Source organism: Agrobacterium sp. 20P9.1.2, from assembly GCF_057799395.1.
In genome coordinates, this window is sequence record NZ_JBYOKI010000003.1 from 159,984 (window position 1) to 178,097 (window position 18,114).

The window sequence follows — 18,114 nt, forward strand, 5'->3', positions numbered from 1 at the left end:
AGATGCATAAACGGCATAGGTTCAATGCAGGAAGTTGCTATGAAAATCGGGATCGTCATCGTTGCTGCGGGTCGTGGAGAACGTGCAGGCGCACCGGAAGAAGGCCCGAAACAATACCGACCCATCGGCGGCACCCCGGTTATCGAGAATACGCTGGAGCGTTTTTTAGGGTGGGGTGGCACTGCCGAAATCGTTGTCGTCATTCACCCCGATGACCGCGCGCTCTTCGACCCCATCGCCAAACGACTGAACGCGACCGACACGATTATCACCGTCACCGGCGGTGCATCGCGCCAGCAATCCGTGCTGGCCGGGCTTGAAGCATTGGAGAGCAAGGGTATCACCCATGTGATGATCCACGACGCCGTGCGCCCTTTCATCGATACCGACCTGCTGCAACGCATTGCGGAAAACCTGTCGGCTGGCGAGAAGGCTGTCCTGCCAGCCGTGCCGGTTGCCGATACGCTGAAGCGCGGCAATGACGGCTTCGTGGGTGAGACGGTATCGCGCAGCAATCTCTACGCGGCACAGACGCCGCAATCCTTCGATTATCCATCCATTCTCTCGGCCCACAGAAAAGCCGCCTCTTCCGGCATCAGCGATTTTACCGATGACGCTGCTATTGCCGAATGGGCTGGCTTGGCCGTCAAGCTGGTGGATGGCATGGTCGATAATGTAAAACTGACCTTGAAAAGGGATATCGCCATGGCCGATGAAAAGCTTACTCACGATCTGCCGGATGTTCGCACCGGCAATGGTTACGATGTGCATCAGTTGATCGACGGTGATGGCGTAACGCTGTGCGGCATTTTCATTCCGCATGACCAGAAGCTGATGGGCCATTCCGATGCCGATGTGGCACTCCACGCCCTGACCGACGCACTCTTGGCGACCTGCGGCGCGGGTGATATCGGCGATCATTTTCCGCCGTCCGATCCACAATGGAAGGGTGCCGCATCGCGCATCTTTCTGGAGCATGCCGCGAAAGTTGTTCGCGGCAATGGCGGCACGATCATGAATGCCGATGTCTCGCTGATTGCCGAAGCGCCGCGCGTGGGGCCGCACCGTCAGGCCATGCGGGAAAATCTCGCAGATATTCTCGACATCTCGCTCGACCGCTGCTCCGTCAAGGCCACCACCAACGAAACCATCGGCTTCGTCGGGCGGCGTGAGGGCATTGCGGCCATCGCCACGGCAACGGTAGTTTATAAACGGCGGCCAGCATGAGCATTTTTCCTGACGACATAGCGGCTCTGGCCCAGCAGATCGTGCGCGATTTCACCGGTCGGGGACATATGCTTTCCACAGCAGAAAGCTGCACGGGCGGTTTGATAGCCGGGGCGCTGACAGACATCGCCGGCTCTTCCGCCGTGGTCGACCGTGGCTTCGTGACCTATACCAACGATGCCAAGATGGACATGCTAGGCGTGACTTCTGCCACGCTGGAGACCTTCGGTGCGGTTTCGAAAGAGACAGCGCTCCAGATGGCGCATGGGGCGCTTTATCGCTCCCGCGCAGAGTTTTCCGTCGCCGTCACCGGCATTGCCGGTCCGGGTGGTGGTTCAGCCGAAAAGCCCGTAGGCCTCGTGCATCTTGCCGCGAAGCGACGGGGTGGCGGCGTTATTCACCGTGAAATGCGTTACGGAGATATTGGCCGCGATCAGGTCCGGCTGGCAACGGTCAAAACTGCGCTGGAGATGCTGCTTGAACTGGCTCAGGCTGCGTAAATCTTGTCTGCACGCGCCTCGAATGCTTCGGCAAACATGCGGAACGCGCGGTCGAACATGGAGCCCATGACGGCGCCGAGAATGCGGCTCTTGAACTCGTAGTCGATGAAGAAATAGACCGAGCATCCGCCGTCTTCAGTGGCTTCAAAGCGCCAGCGATTGTCGAGATATTTGAACGGGCCATCGAGATACTTCACATCGATGGCATGTTCATCGGGCTTCAGCAGAACCTGCGTGGTGAAGGTTTCGCGAAATGCCTTGTAGCCAACGGTCATATCCGCCACCAGCAGCGTCTTGGTGTCACGTTCCTTGCGCGAACGAATGGTCAGACCTTCGCAAAGCGGCAGAAATTCCGGATACTTCTCCACATCGGCAACGAGATTATACATCTGTTCGGGAGAATGTTTGACAGGGCGGCGTGTTTCATAGTGCGGCATGAGCCGGAGTTAATGCGCTGCGCCAATAAGATCAAGAAGCTGACGCGCCTGCGCTCTGGATTTCACCTGAAATATCGGCACTTGCGGGCCATAAAGATCGAAATTCCGCAGAAGTATCGGCGCGTGACGCTTCTCGAAATTCCAGATGTAGCTCAGGAACTCCCTGTCGGGCCATTGCTCCGCGCAACCCGCCGCCATATCCGGCCTTGTCTTGCCATAGCTTTTCGCCACCCGTTTAAAGACGCTCCAGATACATGTGATCCGCGATATACGCACCCAAATAACGATGTCTGTTCTTGGAAGTCGCAAATCGAAGCTCGACGGATTGCTGCCATCCATGATCCAACGATCATGCTGGACAGAGGCTGCAATCATCTGACGCTGCTCGGCGCGTTCTCTTGCCACCCAGCCTGGCAACCAGAAAAATTCCTTGTCCATCGAAATGTGCGCGAGGTCGAACCTTTGGGCGATTTCTCGTGACAGGGTCGTTTTCCCACCGCCCGAAGAGCCGACGACCATAATGCGAGACGCATTGGAGACCAGAGACGCGGCCTGCTGGATACCGTCAATGACTTTCATCCTCTACACCCTTGCATAGCAGTTTGCAGAAATTGACTATTGCAACCAAGTGGGGCTCGGCGCTATTTAACTGCAATAGTGATTGCAGCCTTGGGATGCAACCGAACAATCGAGTGATACGATGGACGACTTTGCCAACATCATAAATCTTCTGGAATCTGCAAAACAGCTGGCTTCGATGAACAGCATGCCCATGCTGGCCTATCTCATCGATGTGGCCAAGTGCGAGGCGCGGGAGAACAAGCCGGTTCTGCGCAAGCGCAAGCGTGGCGAATCGACCGTCAAGCAGGAAGCCGAAGCCTGAGATAATGGCTGGCGGCTTGCCTTCCGGCATGAGATCATCAAGATAATGAGTGGCCGCGACGCGGCCATATTTCGTTTTTGGGGACAAGGAGGAGGATCGCATGCAAACCGTGTCTGTCGATCTGCGGTCCTATCGTGATGAGACCCCGGATGAACGCCACAGCTTTGTACAGATTGTTCTGCCCGTCGCCGGACAGCTGGAAATCGATGTCTGCGGGCATCAGGAACGATTGTCGCCGTCCAAAGGCGTTCTGGTTCACAAGAACACGTCGCACACCCAGACCAGCAATGTGGTCAACTGCTCGCTGATCGTTGATCTGGACGAGCAGACGGTGGGCGCTGATGTTCTCAACAAATTTTCATCAAGACCATTTATCGATCTCAGCGCGAGAACGATCAGGCTCACGCGGTATATGCACAGCGTGATGCAGAGCGGCGAAGGGGACGCCAAAACCGCTGAGGTATGGGCACCGATGCTCGTTGAAAGCCTCGCAGGCGAACCCCTTGATGTGACATCCAGACTTTCAGCGCTCAAGGCGCTCGTTGAAATCGACCCGTTCATGCCGTGGAGCCTTGAGCGCATGGCCTACCACGCGGATATCAGCGTTAGCCGGTTGCACGCCATTTTCCGCGAGCAGTTCGATGAAACGCCACATCTGTGGCTCTCCGATATACGCATGGAAAAGATTTGTGCGCTTCTGGCGGGTTCGTCTTTGCCGATTGCCGAGATTGCAGACAGGGCCGGTTTTTCCGACCAGACCGCCCTCACCCGCGCCATGAAACGCGCCAAAGGCACGACGCCCGCCGCCTATCGTCGTGCGTTTTCGGAGCGGCCGCAGTAGTTTATGTCAAGACAGCCCTTCGCCGCCGTGGCAGATAGCGCCGGGCAACGAATGGACATGACATGAACAAGACGGGACTAGGCGTATTTTACGGCATGCTGGCGGGCGCACTTTGGGGCGGGATTTTTCTGGCACCGAAGCTGATCCCTGACGGCTTTACACCTTTGCAGCTTTCGACGGCGCGATATCTCACCTACGGCCTGTTTGCGCTGATCCTGATCGGCCCGAAAATCCGGCGTGTTGCTTCGCGTTTTGGTAAAGCGGAATGGATCGCGCTCGGCTGGCTGAGCCTCATCGGCAACATCGTTTATTACGTCCTGATCTCGACAGCGGTGCAGTTGAGCGGTGTCGCCTTCACCTCCATCATCATCGGCTTCCTGCCCGTCGCGGTCACCATCATCGGCAGCCGCGACCATGGCGCGGTCTCGCTGAAACGGCTGTGGCCGTCGCTTCTGTTCGGCGCCATCGGCATTTTCGGTGTTTCATGGCAGTCGCTGTCGCAGGGGCAAGGCGGGTTCGATCTGACGCGCATCGTTGGCCTCGCCTGCGCTCTCGGCGCGCTTGCCTCCTGGACCGCCTTTGCCGTCGGCAATGCCCGCTGGCTGACGCGTCTGCATGATGTCAGCGCCGACGAGTGGAACTTGATGACCGGCGTCGTTACCGGCGCGCTCGCCCTGCTCCTCGCCATCCCCGCCTTCGGCTTCGGCGCAGATGTTCACAGCGGTTCCGACTGGCTGCAATTCGCCTCCGTCGCCATCGGCCTCGGCATCTCCGCCTCCATCCTCGGCAACGCCCTTTGGAACCGCATGAGCCGCCTGCTGCCGCTGACTATGGTCGGGCAGATGATCCTATTTGAGACGCTGTTTGCGTTGCTCTATGGTTTTGTGTGGGAACAGCGCGGGCCGACGCTGATCGAGAGCGCAGCGATTGTATCTGTTGTGGTGAGTGTGTTGCTGTGCATGCAGGCGCATAGACCAGCGAAGGTGCACGCGTGATATGACGATAGGCCAGTAAGTTGCCTGCAATCACCTTCTGCTGGGAGCCCTCGGCACACTCCCCCTCATGCTGAGGTGCTTTGGCCACAGGCCAAAGCCTCGAAGCATCAAGCCCAAGAACTCAACACTGCTGCCCGCCACCCTCATCCTTCGAGGCCCCCTTGGGGCACCTCAGGATGAGGGTTGCTGCGTTCTGCCCAATATCCCAAAACTGTCGAAAGGCTGCTAGCATAGCGCCTTCAAGTGAATAGTGGTTACTCAGCCGCAGCCAGCAGCTTCTTCTCCCGGTTCGCACGCAGCCGCTCGAAGTCATCGCCCGCATGGTGCGACGACCGCGTCAGCGGGCTGGAGGAGACCATGAGGAAGCCCTTGGTATAGGCAATCGTCTCATAGGACTTGAACTCTTCCGGCGTCACATAGGCTTCGACCTTGTGGTGCTTGCGCGTTGGCTGGAGGTACTGGCCGATGGTCAGGAAGTCCACATCTGCGGTGCGCAGGTCGTCCATCAATTGCAGCACTTCATTGCGCTCTTCACCCAGGCCAACCATGATGCCGGATTTGGTGAACATGGTTGGGTCTAGTTCCTTCACGCGCTGCAACAGACGCACGGAGTGGAAGTAACGAGCACCGGGACGAACGGTCAGATAGTTGCCGGGCACGGTTTCCATGTTGTGATTGAACACATCAGGCTTGGCAGCCACAACACGTTCCAGAGCGCCCGGCTTCTTCAGGAAGTCTGGCGTCAGGATTTCAATGGTTGTGTTGGGCGATGCGGCACGGATGGCCCAGATCACCTTTTCGAAATGCTCCGCACCACCATCGGCCAGATCGTCGCGGTCGACCGACGTGATGACGACGTGGGACAGGCCCATCTGCTTGACGGCCTTGGCGACGTTTTCCGGCTCGAGCATATCGAGCGCGTTCGGCTTGCCGGTGGAGACGTTGCAGAAAGCGCAGGCGCGGGTGCAGATTTCACCCATGATCATGAAGGTGGCGTGCTTCTTGTCCCAGCATTCGCCGATATTCGGACAGCCAGCCTCTTCACACACCGTAACCAGCTTGTGGGAGCGCACCAGTTCGCGCGTCTCGTGATAGCCCTTGGAGGTCGGCGCTTTCACGCGGATCCATTCGGGCTTGCGCATGACTTCGGTGTCTGGACGATGCGCTTTTTCCGGGTGGCGAATGCGCTTTTCGTCCAGTGCTGTCCTGTCGAGAATAGTGACCATAAGTAACCTGCTTCTACCGCTTTGAACGGTTTAACGCCTGACGAGCTTCGCGAGGAATAACAGAAGGCTTGCGCCCAAGAAAGATGTGACGAAATATCCGAGCCTGCTGTCCTGCACGAACACATCGAATGTGCGCAGCACGGCAACCGCCACGACCGAGCCGACAATGCCCAGCACGATGTTCATGAAGATGCCGAAGCGCATATCCATGAGCTTGCCCGCAAGCCACCCGGCCAAACCGCCGATGATGATTGCCGCTATCCAGCCTACACTTTCCATCCGTCGTCCCTTCCGTCAGGCGATCAATCTTGCAATCAGCGTCACGATAATGGCGCCCACCGTCGCGTGGATGATCTGCACCACCAGTGCGTTTTCAATACCGAGCGATATGCCGAGGGCATTGAACAGATAACCGCCGACAAACGCGCCGATCACGCCGCTCAACAGGCACCCGATCAAGCCGCCACCGCCAACGATGAGGCTTGCAAGAAAACCGGCAACGAGGCCGATCAGCAGAAAAACAACCCAGGCTTCCGTGGCAATCGACATGATGGCTCTCCTTTAAAGCAATTCCAGCAAAAGTGTGTAGCGGTTTTGCGTCCGGAATTGCGTAAAACAAAGAGTGGGAGTGGTTTTGCGTTTCGAAGAAAAGCGAAACCACTCCAAACTCACTCCACTAGAGATAGGGAGTGACCAAGGCATTTATCAAGCGTTCAGCACACGCCCATAGGCGTCCAGCACGCTTTCCTTCATCATTTCGGACAAGGTCGGATGCGGGAAGATCGTGTGCATCAGCTCTTCTTCCGTCGTCTCCAGGTTCATGGCAACGACGAAGCCCTGAATGAGTTCGGTCACTTCCGCACCCACCATATGCGCGCCGATCAGCTCGCCGGTCTTCTTGTCGAAAATGGTCTTGACCATGCCCTGATCTTCACCTAGCGCGATGGCCTTGCCGTTTGCGGCGAAGGAATAGCGACCGACGCGGATTTCGCGGCCCTGCTCTTTCGCCTTGGCTTCGGTCAGGCCGACAGACGCGACCTGCGGGTTGCAATAGGTGCAGCCGGGAATCTTCAGCTTGTCCATGGCGTGAACATTCGGCAGGCCGGCAATCTTTTCGATGCAGATCACGCCTTCATGCTCTGCCTTGTGCGCCAGCATGGGCGGGCCAGCGACATCGCCGATGGCATAGAGGCCGGGAACATTGGTCTTGCCGTAACCGTCGATAACCACGCAGCCGCGATCCGTCTTGACGCCGAGCGCCTCGAGACCGAGATTTTCGATGTTGCCCTGCACGCCGACAGCCGAGATCAGGCGATCTGCGGTGATCTTCTGTACCTTGCCATCCTTCGTTTCCACATGCGCCGTAATCGAATCGGAACCCTTTTCGACCTTGGAAACCTTGGCTTCGGTGATGATCTTGAGGCCGCGCTTTTCCAGCTGCTTGCGGGCGAAGGCGGAAATTTCCGCATCTTCCACCGGCATGACATTGGCCATCAATTCCACCACGGTCACATCCACGCCCATGGATCGATAGAAGGACGCGAACTCGATGCCGATGGCGCCGGAGCCCATGACGACGATGGATTTCGGCATGAAATCAGGCTTCATCGCTTCGAAATAGGTCCAGATCAGCTTGCCATCCGGCTCGATACCGGGGAGCGCGCGCGGACGCGCGCCGGTCGCAACGATGATATGCTTGGCCGTGTAGGTGCCCTCACCCAGAACGCCCTTTGGAACCGGATTCTGCGGCTGAACGATGGGCTTGGAAATCTTGCCGACGACGATCTCGTTCGCCTTGGTCAGCTTTGCCTCGCCCCAGATGACGTCGATCTTGTTCTTCTTCATGAGGTAGGCCACGCCGCCATTGAGGCGCGCAGACACGCCACGCGACCGGGCGACGACTTCCTTCACGTCAGCGGTGATGGTGCCTTCCAGTTTCAGGCCGTAATTCTTGGCGTGGTTGGAATTATCCAGCACTTCGGCGGAGCGCAGCAGAGCCTTGGTAGGAATGCAGCCCCAGTTGAGGCAGATACCGCCCAGATGCTCGCGCTCGACGATCGCTGTCTTGAGGCCCAGTTGCGCAGCGCGGATAGCCGTGACGTAACCGCCCGGACCCGAACCGATGATGATGACGTCATAAGACTGAGCCATGTCTGTTTCCTGCCTTTGTCTTCCCGAGGGCGAAACCATGCCGCAGCCTCAGTCCATTTCTTTTTAGAGTCCAAGCATCATGCGAACGACGGGCTCAAGGCCACGACCGATCGCACGGGTATTTTCAGCATCCAGATGCACACCATCGACAGGTGTCGTGACCGCCACGGAGGCAGCATCGAAAAAGCCGCAGCCCTTCTCGTCCGCCAGATCGCGATAGAGCGAACCCATCATCTGCGATTGCTCGATGGCACCGGCATACATGGCCGCAAACATCTCATTGCCCGTTTCGCAGATATGCGGCGCAGACACGATCAGGATTTCCGGCTGCTCGTCATCGAAGGACCAGACGTGGCTGCGCACCAGATTGATGAGCCGCTCTACGCCCTTCACCGCACCAACAGCGTTGCCGCTGCCGATACCGCGTTTCAGATCATTCGTGCCCAGCATGATGATGACGAGATCGAGCGGGGCGTGACTGTGCAGCAGTGTCGGCAAGATGCGCGCGCCATTGCGGTCGCAATCCGCCAGATGATCGTCATAAGCCGTGGTTCTGCCGTTCAACCCCTCGGCAATGACATTGACGTCCGTTCCCAGCGCCTTTTGCAAAACGGTCGGCCAACGGTCCTCAAAGGCATGACGCCCGAGATTTTCGGCGTCGAAACCCCATGTCAGACTGTCGCCATAGCAAAGAACGGTTTTCGTCATTTCAGCCTCGCGAATGGAGCGAGCCGAAAACCGTCATCCGGTTTCCGGCTCAGCGTTTTTTACACCAGCATACCCATCGGGTTTTCAATGTAGCGCTTGAAGGCAGATGCGAGTTCTGCACCGAGCGCGCCATCGATGACGCGGTGGTCGAAGGCGAAGGTTGCGGTCATGACCGTACCCACTTCGATCTTGCCGCCACGAACCACCGGCTTTTCGACACCAGCGCCGATAGACACGATGGATGCCTGCGGCAGGTTGACGATCGAGGTGAAGGAAGAGACGCCGAACATGCCGAGGTTGGACACCGATGTGGTGCCGCCCTGGTATTCTTCCGGCTTCAGCTTCTTGTCACGCGCACGCTTAGCAAGATCCTTGACCTCGTTGGAGATCGCAGACAGCGTCTTCGTCTCGGCATTGCGCACGATTGGCGTGATCAGACCGTCCGGGATCGACACGGCAACGCCGACATCGGCATGCTTGTGCAGAACGCGGGCCGTCGATGTCCACGAAGCATTCGCCATCGGAACGTCACGCAGCGCAAGCGCCATCGCCTTGATGATGAAGTCGTTGACGGAAAGCTTGAAGGCCGGAACCTCGCCCTTCTCCGTCTTCTTCACCGGCGCGGACGCATTGATCTCGGCGCGCAGCTTGAGCATCGCATCGAGTTCGCATTCCATCGAGACCGTGTAGGACGGAACCGTCTGCGTCGACTCTGTCAGGCGCGAGGCAATCGTCTTGCGCATGCCGTCATGCGGCAGAAGCTCGTAGGAGCCTTCCGCAAACAGCTTGAGGACGTTTTCGTCCGAAGGACCCTTGGCAGGGGCTGGAGCCGAAGCGCCAGCGGGCTGAGCAGCAGCCGGAGCAGCCTTGGCACCGCCGGAAGCAGCTGCCTTCTCGACGTCGGTCTTGACGATACGACCATGCGGGCCGGAGCCCGACACAGCCGAAAGATCGAGACCGGCATCCTTTGCCAGACGACGGGCCAGCGGAGACGCGAAAATGCGCTCGCCGGATTTCGAAACAGGTGCTGGCGTGGAAGGTGCCGGACCCTGATCTGCAACCGGCTTTTCAGCCTTGGCAGGAGCAGCTTCCGTCTTTTCTTCCTTCGGTGCTTCAGTCTTTGCGGCTTCCTGCTTTGGTGCTTCGGCTTTCGCCTCAGCCTTTGCAGGCGCAGCGTCACCGCCCTTGGCAGCGTCAGCCACATCTTCGCCTTCGGCTACGAGGATAGCGATCACGGCATTGACCTTGACGGCTTCGGTGCCGGCTGGAACGACCAGCTTGGCAACGACGCCCTCATCCACGGCTTCCACTTCCATGGTCGCCTTGTCGGTCTCGATCTCGGCAATCACGTCGCCAGGACCAACCTTGTCGCCTTCCTTGACCAGCCACTTGGTAAGATTTCCCTCTTCCATGGTGGGGGAAAGGGCAGGCATTGTAATGTTGATAGGCATCGAAACGCCCTCCCCTTATTTGTAGCAGACGGTTTTGACGGCCTGGACGACTTCGTCGACGTTCGGCAGAGCCAGCTTTTCGAGGTTCGCAGCATAAGGCATCGGAACGTCCTTGCCAGCAATCGCCAGGATCGGCGCATCGAGATAATCGAATGCGGCGCGCTGAACGCTGTTGGAAATGAAGTCACCAACCGATGACTGCGGGAAGCCTTCTTCCACCGTCACCAGACGACCCGTCTTCTTGACGGATTCGATGACCGTCGGAAGGTCCATCGGGCGGATGGTGCGCAGGTCGATCAGTTCGACGTCGATGCCGAGCTTTTCGAGTTCGGCAACAGCCTTGACCGCATAGGTCATGCCGATACCGAAGGACACGATGGTCGCATCTTTACCCTTGCGGTGAATGCGTGCTTTGCCGATTGGCAGCACGAAATCATCCATCTTCGGCACTTCAAAGCTCTGGCCGTAGAGAATTTCGTTCTCAAGGAAGACAATCGGGTTCGGATCGCGGATAGCGGCCTTCAACAGACCCTTCGCATCGGCAGCCGTGTACGGCATGATGACCTTGAGGCCCGGAATATGGCTGTACCATGCGGCGTAGCACTGCGAGTGCTGAGCAGCCACGCGGGCAGCAGCGCCCGAAGGACCACGGAACACCATCGGCGCGCCCATCTGACCACCAGACATGTAAAGCGTCTTGGCGGCAGAGTTGACGATCTGGTCGATGGCCTGCATGGCGAAGTTGAACGTCATGAACTCGACGATCGGGCGTAGACCCGTCATCGCCGCACCGACGCCGATACCAGCAAAGCCGTGTTCAGTGATTGGTGTATCGATAACGCGCTTGGCGCCAAATTCCTGCAGAAGACCCTGCGTGATCTTGTAGGCACCCTGATACTCGGCAACTTCTTCGCCCATGACGAAGACGTTTTCGTCGGAGCGCATTTCTTCGGCCATCGCATCGCGAAGGGCTTCGCGCACGGTCTGCGTCACGAACTCGGTACCCTCTGGAATATCCGGGTCGGCAGCAACTTCGATCTTCGGTGCGGCTGGAACCTTTGCAGCTTCCTTGGCAGCGGAAGGCTCTTCGCTGGCTTCGCGGGTCTTGCCGCCGGCAGCGTCAGAACCGGAATTGGCGGCATCCGCCTTCGGCTCTTCCTTTTCGGTGGAACCGGACGAGATGTCGTCGGCGCTTTCGCCATCCTGAAGCAGCACGGCGATGGCCGTGTTGACCTTCACGCCCTCGGTGCCGGCTTCGATCAGCAGCTTGCCGATTGTGCCTTCATCCACGGCTTCGACTTCCATCGTTGCCTTGTCGGTTTCGATTTCAGCAATCGCGTCGCCAGCAACAACCTTGTCGCCTTCTTTCTTCAGCCATTTGGAAAGCGTGCCTTCCTCCATGGTTGGGGAAAGGGCGGGCATGAGAATTTCTATAGGCATGTTATCTCCCTTCCCAAATCAGAGCAGAATGTCGGTGTAGAGCTCGGATACATCCGGCTCCGGGTCGTTCTGGGCGAACTCGGCGCTATCGGCCACGATGTCACGGACATCCTTGTCGATTGCCTTGAGTTCTTCCTCAGTCGACCAACCATTTTCGATCAAACGTGCCTTGACCTGCTCGATTGGGTCATGTTCCGCGCGCATCTTCTGCACTTCGTCCTTGGAACGGTACTTTGCCGGGTCAGACATGGAGTGACCGCGATAACGATAGGTCAGCATTTCCAGAATGATCGGACCTTTGCCGGAACGGCAATGCTCAAGCGCTTCGTCCGCAGCCGCCTTGACGGCGCGCACATCCATGCCATCCACCTGAACGCCGGGAATGCCGAAACCGGAACCACGCAGCGAGTAGTTGGACTGCGCCGTGGCACGGGCCGTGGACGTACCCATCGCATAATGGTTGTTTTCGACGATATAGATGATCGGCAGTTTCCAGAGAGCCGCCATGTTGAAGCTCTCGTAGACCTGACCCTGGTTGGCCGCGCCATCACCGAAGTAAGCGACGGAAACACTATCATTGCCGCGATACTTGTTGGCGAAGGCAAGACCGGTTCCCAGAGAAACCTGCGCGCCAACGATGCCGTGTCCGCCGTAGAAATGCTTTTCCTTGGAGAACATGTGCATGGAGCCGCCCTTGCCCTTGGACAAGCCGCCCTGGCGTCCGGTCAGCTCGGCCATGACGCCGCGTGCGCTCATGCCAGCAGCCAGCATGTGGCCGTGGTCACGGTAAGCGGTGATGACCTGATCGCCTTCCTTCTGCGACATGTTCATGCCGACGACGACAGCTTCCTGCCCAATGTAGAGGTGACAGAAACCGCCAATGAAGCCCATGCCATAAAGCTGGCCGGCTTTCTCTTCGAATCGACGGATCAGCAGCATCTCGCGATATGCGTGCAACTCTTCGTCTTTACCAAAGTCCGGCGTGTTCTTGCCGGTGAATTCTTTGGTGGCTGTCTTTGCCGTGGTCTTGCGGCCGGATACGGTCGCGGTTTTTCGCGGCGCCATTCATCCCTCCCTGAGTTGCCATTAGAATGGTTGGATTGGGGCGCACCATATGCAAGAAAAGTGAAAGCAGCAATGCCATAAACGCATGGCTCATATTCAGCCTAAGTAGCTGTGAATAAATTAAAAAAGTCGATTAACTTGAATTCGGTTAATCAGAAATATGCGTTCATGATAACTATTTCGTCTGGACGGGACATATTCAGCTGGTAGCGCGATATCTCATCGATCATGTCACGCTCGAGCGATCCATCGCTCATCAACTCGACCTGCCGCTCCAGTGCTACGCGGGTCTTCGTCAGCTTCGCAAGCTCTGCTGTTCTGGCAATACGCTGGCGCTCCAAACGCTCCGTGGCCTGAAGCCCGAAATCGCCATGGATGGAATGATAACCGAAATAGGAAAGAAAGGCGACCGTGATGGCCGGAACGACCAGACGGCCAAAACGTCTTTTCTTGTGATGCTTGGTCCACATACTCTGAAACAGCCTTAAAACGCGTTACTGCAACCACCATAACCGCATTTGTTTAACCATCCGTTGACCTTAATTCACGCACCCGCCGCAGCGCACAAAAAAGGCCCGCCGAAGCGAGCCTTTTTCTTAAAATATGAAGCGATTCTTATCCGCGAAGGATGGAACGGCCTGCATAAGCAGCCTGTGGGCCGAGCATTTCTTCGATACGGATCAACTGGTTGTACTTGGCCAGACGGTCAGAGCGCGACAGCGAGCCGGTCTTGATCTGTCCGCAGTTGGTCGCAACTGCCAAATCGGCGATGGTAGAATCTTCGGTTTCACCGGAGCGGTGCGACATGACGGCGGTGTAGCGCGCCTTGTGCGCTGTCTCAACGGCATCAAGCGTTTCCGTCAGCGAACCAATCTGGTTGACCTTGACGAGGATGGAGTTGGCAACGCCCATCTTGATACCATCGCGAAGGCGTGCGGAGTTGGTGACGAAAAGATCGTCGCCGACGAGCTGAACCTTGGAGCCAATCTTGTCGGTCAGGTACTTCCAGCCGTCCCAATCGTCTTCTGCCATACCGTCTTCAATGGAGATGATCGGGTATTTGCCGGCCAGTTCGGCAAGGTAGTCAGCCATGGCTTCAGGCTCCAGCGTGCGGCCTTCGCCTTCCATCTCGTACTTGCCGTTCTTGAAGAACTCGGTGGATGCGCAGTCGAGAGCGAGCGCAACATCATCACCCGGCTTGTAGCCAGCCTTTTCGACAGACTTCATGATGAAATCGAGTGCTTCCGGCGCGCTCTTCAGGCCCGGAGCAAAACCGCCTTCGTCGCCGACATTGGTGTTGTGGCCCTGTGCTGCCAGTTCCTTTTTCAGAACGTGGAAGATTTCCGCGCCGATCCGCACGGCATCACGGATGCTTTCCGCACCGACCGGCATGATCATGAATTCCTGGAAATCGATCGGGTTGTCGGCATGTGCGCCGCCATTGATGATGTTCATCATCGGCACGGGCAGCAGATGCGCGTTGGGGCCGCCAACATAACGGTAAAGCGGCAAACCTGTGGTTTCGGCAGCAGCCTTGGCAACCGCCAGGGAAACACCGAGAATGGCGTTGGCACCGAGGCGCGACTTGTTCGGCGTGCCATCGAGCGCGATCAGCGTCTGGTCGATGTGGATCTGGCTTTCGGCATCGAAACCGCCCAGCGCATCGAAGATTTCCGTGTTAACGGCTTCAACGGCCTTTTCCACGCCCTTACCGAGATAGCGCTTGCCACCATCACGCAGTTCTACGGCTTCATGCGCGCCTGTCGATGCGCCCGATGGAACTGCCGCACGACCGAAAGAACCGTCTTCCAGGTAGACATCGACTTCAACGGTGGGGTTTCCACGGCTGTCGAGGATTTCGCGTGCGATGATATCGGTAATGGCTGTCATGATCTCTCCCTTGGGACTGGAACAGGATTTTCAGTTGCCTGTCTTAGAGTGCATCCCGAAAACTGTGAAGCGCTTTTCGGATGAGCAGCGCGATAAACAGGGCGACGGAATAGCGACTCGATGTGAACTTCCTCCGTCGCTGTAGACGACGCGCAAGAAATTACAATGACGGCGCCCATCTCTGGACGCCGTCTTTTCATAAAAATCGATTGAGGCCAAAAGCGGTCACGCAGCTTTCGCGATATTGTCGAAAGCCAGCAGCTTTTCCAGAAGCTTCGGCATATCCTTCAGGTGGACCATATTGGGTCCGTCCGAGGGAGCGTTATCAGGGTCTTCATGCGTTTCCACGAACAGACCGGCAACGCCAACCGCAATAGCTGCACGGGCCAGCGTCTCCACAAACTCCCGCTGACCGCCGGTCGAACCACCCTGCCCGCCCGGCTGCTGCACGGAGTGAGTCGCGTCAAATACAACCGGCGCACCAAGCGATGCCATGATGGGCAGCGAGCGCATGTCGGAAACGAGCGTATTGTAGCCGAAGGACGCGCCGCGTTCGCACAGCAGCACATTCGGGTTGCCACTATCGTTCAGCTTGGCCAGAACATTCTTCATGTCCCAAGGCGCCAGGAACTGACCCTTCTTCACATTGACGACCCGGCCGGTCTTGGCCGCCGCCACCAGTAGGTCGGTCTGTCGGCTGAGAAACGCCGGGATTTGCAGGATGTCGACAACCGGTGACATGATTGCGCACTGCTCTTCCGTGTGAATATCCGTCAGCACCGGAAATCCGAACTGCTCCTTGAGTTCAGCAAAAATCTCCAGCGCCTTATCGATGCCAATGCCGCGTTGGCCCGACAGGGACGTGCGGTTGGCCTTATCGAAAGACGACTTGTAGACAAGACCGATACCCAGCTTGCCGCACAGCTCCGCCATGGTCTCGGCAATCATGAAGGCATGGTCGCGGCTCTCCATCTGGCACGGCCCGGCAATCAGCGAGAAACGTTCGGTGTTGGAGAAGGAAACCGCCTTGGAGCCCTGCCCCACCACGACTTTCAGATTGTTCGTCACACTCATCATCTATCCTCGGAATCAGCAGGGCATCTTTTAGAGGCAAACGCCGGTGAGTTACCCTTAAATCTCGTACTGGCCTCGCACTTATCAGCAAGATGCCCGCGAGTCACTGCACTACGACCGCATGAGACGCGTCGATGATGCTGATTTCGCTCATCAACAGATGCTTAAATGAATTTCACGGAATTTTAAGGGATTGCAGAACACATATGGAACAGATAGTGTTCGTTCTGTATTTGTTTCGCGAATCTTCGCCTCGAATTTCCAAGGGTGTTTCTTCATGCTCACGCGCAAACAGCAGGAATTGCTTCTGTTCATTCATGAAAGAATGAAAGAGTCTGGCGTGCCGCCATCCTTCGATGAAATGAAGGATGCACTCGATCTTGCCTCCAAATCCGGCATTCACCGGTTGATTACAGCGCTTGAGGAGCGCGGGTTTATTCGCCGGCTACCGAACAGGGCGCGCGCACTTGAAGTCATCAAGCTTCCCGAGTCCTATTCGCCCGCCAACAAGCCCCAACGCGGCTTTTCACCAAGCGTCATCGAAGGCAGCCTTGGCAAGCTGAAGGCTGTGGAGCCACCGCCCGCACCTGCCCCCTCGAACAGCCGCGACGTCAACTCCGTCAGCGTCCCCGTCATGGGTCGAATCGCAGCAGGTGTGCCGATTTCGGCGATCCAGAACAACACCCATGATGTGGTGGTGCCGATGGATATGATCGGTTCGGGCGAGCATTACGCGCTTGAGGTCAAAGGCGATTCGATGATCGAAGCCGGTATTTTCGATGGCGATACGGTCATTATTCGTGACGGAAGTACCGCAAATCCGGGCGATATCGTCGTTGCACTGGTGGATGACGAAGAAGCAACACTGAAGCGTTTCCGCCGCAAGGGTGCCTCTATCGCGCTCGAAGCCGCAAACCCTGCATACGAGACCCGCATCTTCGGACCGGACCGGGTGAAGATCCAGGGCAAGCTGGTCGGCCTGATCCGCCGCTATCATTAACTGCTCCTGCCTATAGCTTCGCGGGTGGATTTTTAGGTCTGCCCGCGCGCAATATTTTTGGTTTTGATTGGCACGTCGCGAGGTCTTAGAGCCAAAGTTGCACGTTGGTCCGAATGACGAACAAGTGCACATTACATGCATGTCAGGGGGAAATTTGCGCTCACAGTAAGCGCAGATATCCAAAAGTGGTTAGTCGGCTTACTATTTTCGAATCACTCGTTTTTGTGAGTGTCTATGAATGATTTTTAGGATGACGTTTTGTATGAAGCGCTGCCTGAGTTTGAGTTGCGGAATGGAAGCTTCAGACTGCGATCCCTCTGTTTCTAATGTCACCACATGGGCACACGACTAAAACATCAAATAATTTGAAGACCACCATCGCGCAAACCATCTGTATCGACGAAATTTCCCGCGCTAACACGGTGCTGCAACCGAGGGATATGAGATGTACGAGCTTTATATTGCCAACAAGAACTATTCCTCCTGGTCCCTGCGGCCATGGGTGTTGATGCGGACACTCGATATTGCATTCAGCGAAAAGCTGACGCCCTTCGGTAATTCGGCCGAGGATTTCGCAACTTTTTCTCCGACGGCCAAGGTGCCCTGCCTTGTGGAGAACGACCTGACCGTATGGGATTCGCTATCGATCATCGAATATCTGGCGGAACGTCACGGTGGCGTTTGGGCTGGTGAGGCAAAGGCACGAGCATGGTCGCGTTCTGCGGCGGCTGAAATGCACTCCGGCTTTCAGACATTGCGCAACGAACATCCGATGAATGTCGGCCTTCGCATTCAACCTAGCGAGGTTGGCGAGGCGCTGAAGAAAGACATTTCCCGCATCGACGCACTTTGGCAGGAAGGTCTAACATCTTTCGGCGGCCCGTTCCTGGCGGGAGACGCATTTACGGCAGTAGACGCGTTTTTTTGCCCCGTCGCCTTCCGCTTCCAAACCTACGCGACGACTTTGTCGCCCGAGGCCGAGGCTTACAAGAACCGTCTCCTCACCCTCCCCGCAATGCAGGAATGGCAGGATGCGGCCTTGCTGGAACCGTGGCGCGATGCAGAACACGAGGCGGAAGCCAAAGGCATCGGAGAATGGCTGGCGGATTTGCGCTTGAAGTCGTGAGATATGGAACGGCGTCTGTTTCGAACGAAAATACCGACTTGGCTATGTAAAACGGTCTGTGTGAAAACGAGTCAGAAGGTGTCGCAAAGCGCGCAAGCGG

The 18,114-nt window shown here is 57.1% G+C and carries 20 protein-coding genes; 7 read left to right on the forward strand and 13 right to left on the reverse strand.

Translation table 11 applies throughout. The features are described 5' to 3' along the window. The first annotated feature begins 39 nt into the window (after nucleotides 1-39). Together AC27VJ_RS10150 and AC27VJ_RS10155 are read left to right on the forward strand one after the other, a co-directional pair. Nucleotides 40-1,227, forward strand: coding sequence for a bifunctional 2-C-methyl-D-erythritol 4-phosphate cytidylyltransferase/2-C-methyl-D-erythritol 2,4-cyclodiphosphate synthase (locus AC27VJ_RS10150; RefSeq protein WP_488683919.1), 1,188 nt, complete (start codon nucleotides 40-42; stop codon nucleotides 1,225-1,227). Further along, the gene (locus AC27VJ_RS10155) at nucleotides 1,224-1,727 is read left to right on the forward strand and encodes a CinA family protein (protein ID WP_353575681.1); all 504 of its coding nucleotides are present in this window, start codon (nucleotides 1,224-1,226) and stop codon (nucleotides 1,725-1,727) included. The genes AC27VJ_RS10150 and AC27VJ_RS10155 overlap by 4 nt, the downstream gene beginning before the upstream one ends. Here the strand turns inward: AC27VJ_RS10155 and AC27VJ_RS10160 are convergent. Then, nucleotides 1,715-2,164 (reverse strand): type II toxin-antitoxin system RatA family toxin, encoded by a 450-nt coding sequence (locus AC27VJ_RS10160; RefSeq protein ID WP_113088072.1) that lies wholly within the window; start codon nucleotides 2,162-2,164, stop codon nucleotides 1,715-1,717. The two genes, AC27VJ_RS10155 and AC27VJ_RS10160, sit on opposite strands and share 13 nt — an antisense overlap. 9 nt (nucleotides 2,165-2,173) lie before the next feature. Further along, nucleotides 2,174-2,743, reverse strand: coding sequence for a P-loop NTPase family protein (locus tag AC27VJ_RS10165; protein ID WP_488683920.1), 570 nt, complete (start codon nucleotides 2,741-2,743; stop codon nucleotides 2,174-2,176). A gap of 121 nt (nucleotides 2,744-2,864) precedes the next feature. Between AC27VJ_RS10165 and AC27VJ_RS10170 the strand changes: the two genes are divergently transcribed. The 3 genes from AC27VJ_RS10170 to AC27VJ_RS10180 all read left to right on the forward strand — a co-directional run bounded on the left by AC27VJ_RS10170 (nucleotide 2,865) and on the right by AC27VJ_RS10180 (nucleotide 4,883). Continuing rightward, nucleotides 2,865-3,047 (forward strand): hypothetical protein, encoded by a 183-nt coding sequence (locus AC27VJ_RS10170; RefSeq protein WP_045230436.1) that lies wholly within the window; start codon nucleotides 2,865-2,867, stop codon nucleotides 3,045-3,047. 100 nt (nucleotides 3,048-3,147) lie between these two features. Further along, complete coding sequence (locus AC27VJ_RS10175) at nucleotides 3,148-3,888, forward strand: AraC family transcriptional regulator (protein ID WP_488683921.1); 741 nt, start codon at nucleotides 3,148-3,150, stop codon at nucleotides 3,886-3,888. Nucleotides 3,889-3,950: 62 nt separating this feature from the next. Beyond that, entirely contained in the window at nucleotides 3,951-4,883 is a 933-nt protein-coding gene (locus tag AC27VJ_RS10180) for a DMT family transporter (protein WP_488683922.1), read from the forward strand. Nucleotides 4,884-5,137: 254 nt separating this feature from the next. On the opposite strand, the gene lipA is transcribed toward AC27VJ_RS10180, so the two are convergent. The 11 genes from lipA to kdsA form a co-directional block, all read right to left on the reverse strand. Beyond that, a complete protein-coding gene (lipA, locus tag AC27VJ_RS10185) occupies nucleotides 5,138-6,109 on the reverse strand; it encodes a lipoyl synthase (RefSeq protein WP_062449861.1) in 972 nt (323 codons plus the stop codon). A gap of 30 nt (nucleotides 6,110-6,139) precedes the next feature. Then, complete coding sequence (locus AC27VJ_RS10190) at nucleotides 6,140-6,388, reverse strand: GlsB/YeaQ/YmgE family stress response membrane protein (protein ID WP_042619429.1); 249 nt, start codon at nucleotides 6,386-6,388, stop codon at nucleotides 6,140-6,142. A gap of 15 nt (nucleotides 6,389-6,403) precedes the next feature. Continuing rightward, nucleotides 6,404-6,658: a GlsB/YeaQ/YmgE family stress response membrane protein gene (locus AC27VJ_RS10195; protein ID WP_062427374.1), complete on the reverse strand. Its 255-nt coding sequence runs from the start codon at nucleotides 6,656-6,658 to the stop codon at nucleotides 6,404-6,406. 156 nt (nucleotides 6,659-6,814) lie between these two features. Then, nucleotides 6,815-8,260, reverse strand: a complete 1,446-nt coding sequence (gene lpdA / locus AC27VJ_RS10200) for a dihydrolipoyl dehydrogenase (RefSeq protein WP_112499938.1) — start codon at nucleotides 8,258-8,260, stop codon at nucleotides 6,815-6,817. 63 nt (nucleotides 8,261-8,323) lie between these two features. Next, complete coding sequence (locus tag AC27VJ_RS10205) at nucleotides 8,324-8,968, reverse strand: SGNH/GDSL hydrolase family protein (RefSeq protein ID WP_488683923.1); 645 nt, start codon at nucleotides 8,966-8,968, stop codon at nucleotides 8,324-8,326. 59 nt (nucleotides 8,969-9,027) lie between these two features. Then, nucleotides 9,028-10,419 carry a pyruvate dehydrogenase complex dihydrolipoamide acetyltransferase gene (locus tag AC27VJ_RS10210; RefSeq protein WP_488683924.1) on the reverse strand — a complete coding sequence of 464 codons (1,392 nt, stop codon included), beginning with the start codon at nucleotides 10,417-10,419 and terminating at the stop codon, nucleotides 9,028-9,030. A gap of 15 nt (nucleotides 10,420-10,434) precedes the next feature. Further along, on the reverse strand, nucleotides 10,435-11,859 hold the full coding sequence (locus AC27VJ_RS10215) for a pyruvate dehydrogenase complex E1 component subunit beta (RefSeq protein WP_488683925.1): 1,425 nt from the start codon (nucleotides 11,857-11,859) through the stop codon (nucleotides 10,435-10,437). A gap of 18 nt (nucleotides 11,860-11,877) precedes the next feature. Then, nucleotides 11,878-12,924 carry a pyruvate dehydrogenase (acetyl-transferring) E1 component subunit alpha gene (pdhA, locus tag AC27VJ_RS10220; protein WP_113088064.1) on the reverse strand — a complete coding sequence of 349 codons (1,047 nt, stop codon included), beginning with the start codon at nucleotides 12,922-12,924 and terminating at the stop codon, nucleotides 11,878-11,880. 152 nt (nucleotides 12,925-13,076) lie between these two features. Continuing rightward, entirely contained in the window at nucleotides 13,077-13,394 is a 318-nt protein-coding gene (locus AC27VJ_RS10225; protein WP_062449849.1) for an FtsB family cell division protein, read from the reverse strand. Between the two features lie 145 nt (nucleotides 13,395-13,539). Further along, nucleotides 13,540-14,814 (reverse strand): phosphopyruvate hydratase, encoded by a 1,275-nt coding sequence (eno, locus tag AC27VJ_RS10230; protein WP_488683926.1) that lies wholly within the window; start codon nucleotides 14,812-14,814, stop codon nucleotides 13,540-13,542. A 225-nt stretch (nucleotides 14,815-15,039) separates the two neighbouring features. Beyond that, on the reverse strand, nucleotides 15,040-15,888 hold the full coding sequence (kdsA, locus tag AC27VJ_RS10235; protein ID WP_488683927.1) for a 3-deoxy-8-phosphooctulonate synthase: 849 nt from the start codon (nucleotides 15,886-15,888) through the stop codon (nucleotides 15,040-15,042). A gap of 277 nt (nucleotides 15,889-16,165) precedes the next feature. Between kdsA and lexA the strand changes: the two genes are divergently transcribed. Continuing rightward, nucleotides 16,166-16,888 (forward strand): transcriptional repressor LexA, encoded by a 723-nt coding sequence (gene lexA / locus AC27VJ_RS10240; RefSeq protein ID WP_488683928.1) that lies wholly within the window; start codon nucleotides 16,166-16,168, stop codon nucleotides 16,886-16,888. Between the two features lie 445 nt (nucleotides 16,889-17,333). Then, on the forward strand, nucleotides 17,334-18,014 hold the full coding sequence (locus AC27VJ_RS10245) for a glutathione S-transferase family protein (protein ID WP_488683929.1): 681 nt from the start codon (nucleotides 17,334-17,336) through the stop codon (nucleotides 18,012-18,014). Nucleotides 18,015-18,114 lie beyond the last annotated feature (100 nt).

What these genes read in the sequence shown, in the direction of transcription:
- AC27VJ_RS10150 (WP_488683919.1), top strand. Translation starts at nt 40, where the DNA reads ATGAAAATCGGGATCGTCATCGTTGCTGCGGGTCGTGGAGAACGTGCA.
- AC27VJ_RS10155 (WP_353575681.1), top strand. Translation starts at nt 1,224, where the DNA reads ATGAGCATTTTTCCTGACGACATAGCGGCTCTGGCCCAGCAGATCGTG.
- AC27VJ_RS10160 (WP_113088072.1), bottom strand. Translation starts at nt 2,164, where the DNA reads ATGCCGCACTATGAAACACGCCGCCCTGTCAAACATTCTCCCGAACAG.
- AC27VJ_RS10165 (WP_488683920.1), bottom strand. Translation starts at nt 2,743, where the DNA reads ATGAAAGTCATTGACGGTATCCAGCAGGCCGCGTCTCTGGTCTCCAAT.
- AC27VJ_RS10170 (WP_045230436.1), top strand. Translation starts at nt 2,865, where the DNA reads ATGGACGACTTTGCCAACATCATAAATCTTCTGGAATCTGCAAAACAG.
- AC27VJ_RS10175 (WP_488683921.1), top strand. Translation starts at nt 3,148, where the DNA reads ATGCAAACCGTGTCTGTCGATCTGCGGTCCTATCGTGATGAGACCCCG.
- AC27VJ_RS10180 (WP_488683922.1), top strand. Translation starts at nt 3,951, where the DNA reads ATGAACAAGACGGGACTAGGCGTATTTTACGGCATGCTGGCGGGCGCA.
- lipA (WP_062449861.1), bottom strand. Translation starts at nt 6,109, where the DNA reads ATGGTCACTATTCTCGACAGGACAGCACTGGACGAAAAGCGCATTCGC.
- AC27VJ_RS10190 (WP_042619429.1), bottom strand. Translation starts at nt 6,388, where the DNA reads ATGGAAAGTGTAGGCTGGATAGCGGCAATCATCATCGGCGGTTTGGCC.
- AC27VJ_RS10195 (WP_062427374.1), bottom strand. Translation starts at nt 6,658, where the DNA reads ATGTCGATTGCCACGGAAGCCTGGGTTGTTTTTCTGCTGATCGGCCTC.
- lpdA (WP_112499938.1), bottom strand. Translation starts at nt 8,260, where the DNA reads ATGGCTCAGTCTTATGACGTCATCATCATCGGTTCGGGTCCGGGCGGT.
- AC27VJ_RS10205 (WP_488683923.1), bottom strand. Translation starts at nt 8,968, where the DNA reads ATGACGAAAACCGTTCTTTGCTATGGCGACAGTCTGACATGGGGTTTC.
- AC27VJ_RS10210 (WP_488683924.1), bottom strand. Translation starts at nt 10,419, where the DNA reads ATGCCTATCAACATTACAATGCCTGCCCTTTCCCCCACCATGGAAGAG.
- AC27VJ_RS10215 (WP_488683925.1), bottom strand. Translation starts at nt 11,859, where the DNA reads ATGCCTATAGAAATTCTCATGCCCGCCCTTTCCCCAACCATGGAGGAA.
- pdhA (WP_113088064.1), bottom strand. Translation starts at nt 12,924, where the DNA reads ATGGCGCCGCGAAAAACCGCGACCGTATCCGGCCGCAAGACCACGGCA.
- AC27VJ_RS10225 (WP_062449849.1), bottom strand. Translation starts at nt 13,394, where the DNA reads ATGTGGACCAAGCATCACAAGAAAAGACGTTTTGGCCGTCTGGTCGTT.
- eno (WP_488683926.1), bottom strand. Translation starts at nt 14,814, where the DNA reads ATGACAGCCATTACCGATATCATCGCACGCGAAATCCTCGACAGCCGT.
- kdsA (WP_488683927.1), bottom strand. Translation starts at nt 15,888, where the DNA reads ATGAGTGTGACGAACAATCTGAAAGTCGTGGTGGGGCAGGGCTCCAAG.
- lexA (WP_488683928.1), top strand. Translation starts at nt 16,166, where the DNA reads ATGCTCACGCGCAAACAGCAGGAATTGCTTCTGTTCATTCATGAAAGA.
- AC27VJ_RS10245 (WP_488683929.1), top strand. Translation starts at nt 17,334, where the DNA reads ATGTACGAGCTTTATATTGCCAACAAGAACTATTCCTCCTGGTCCCTG.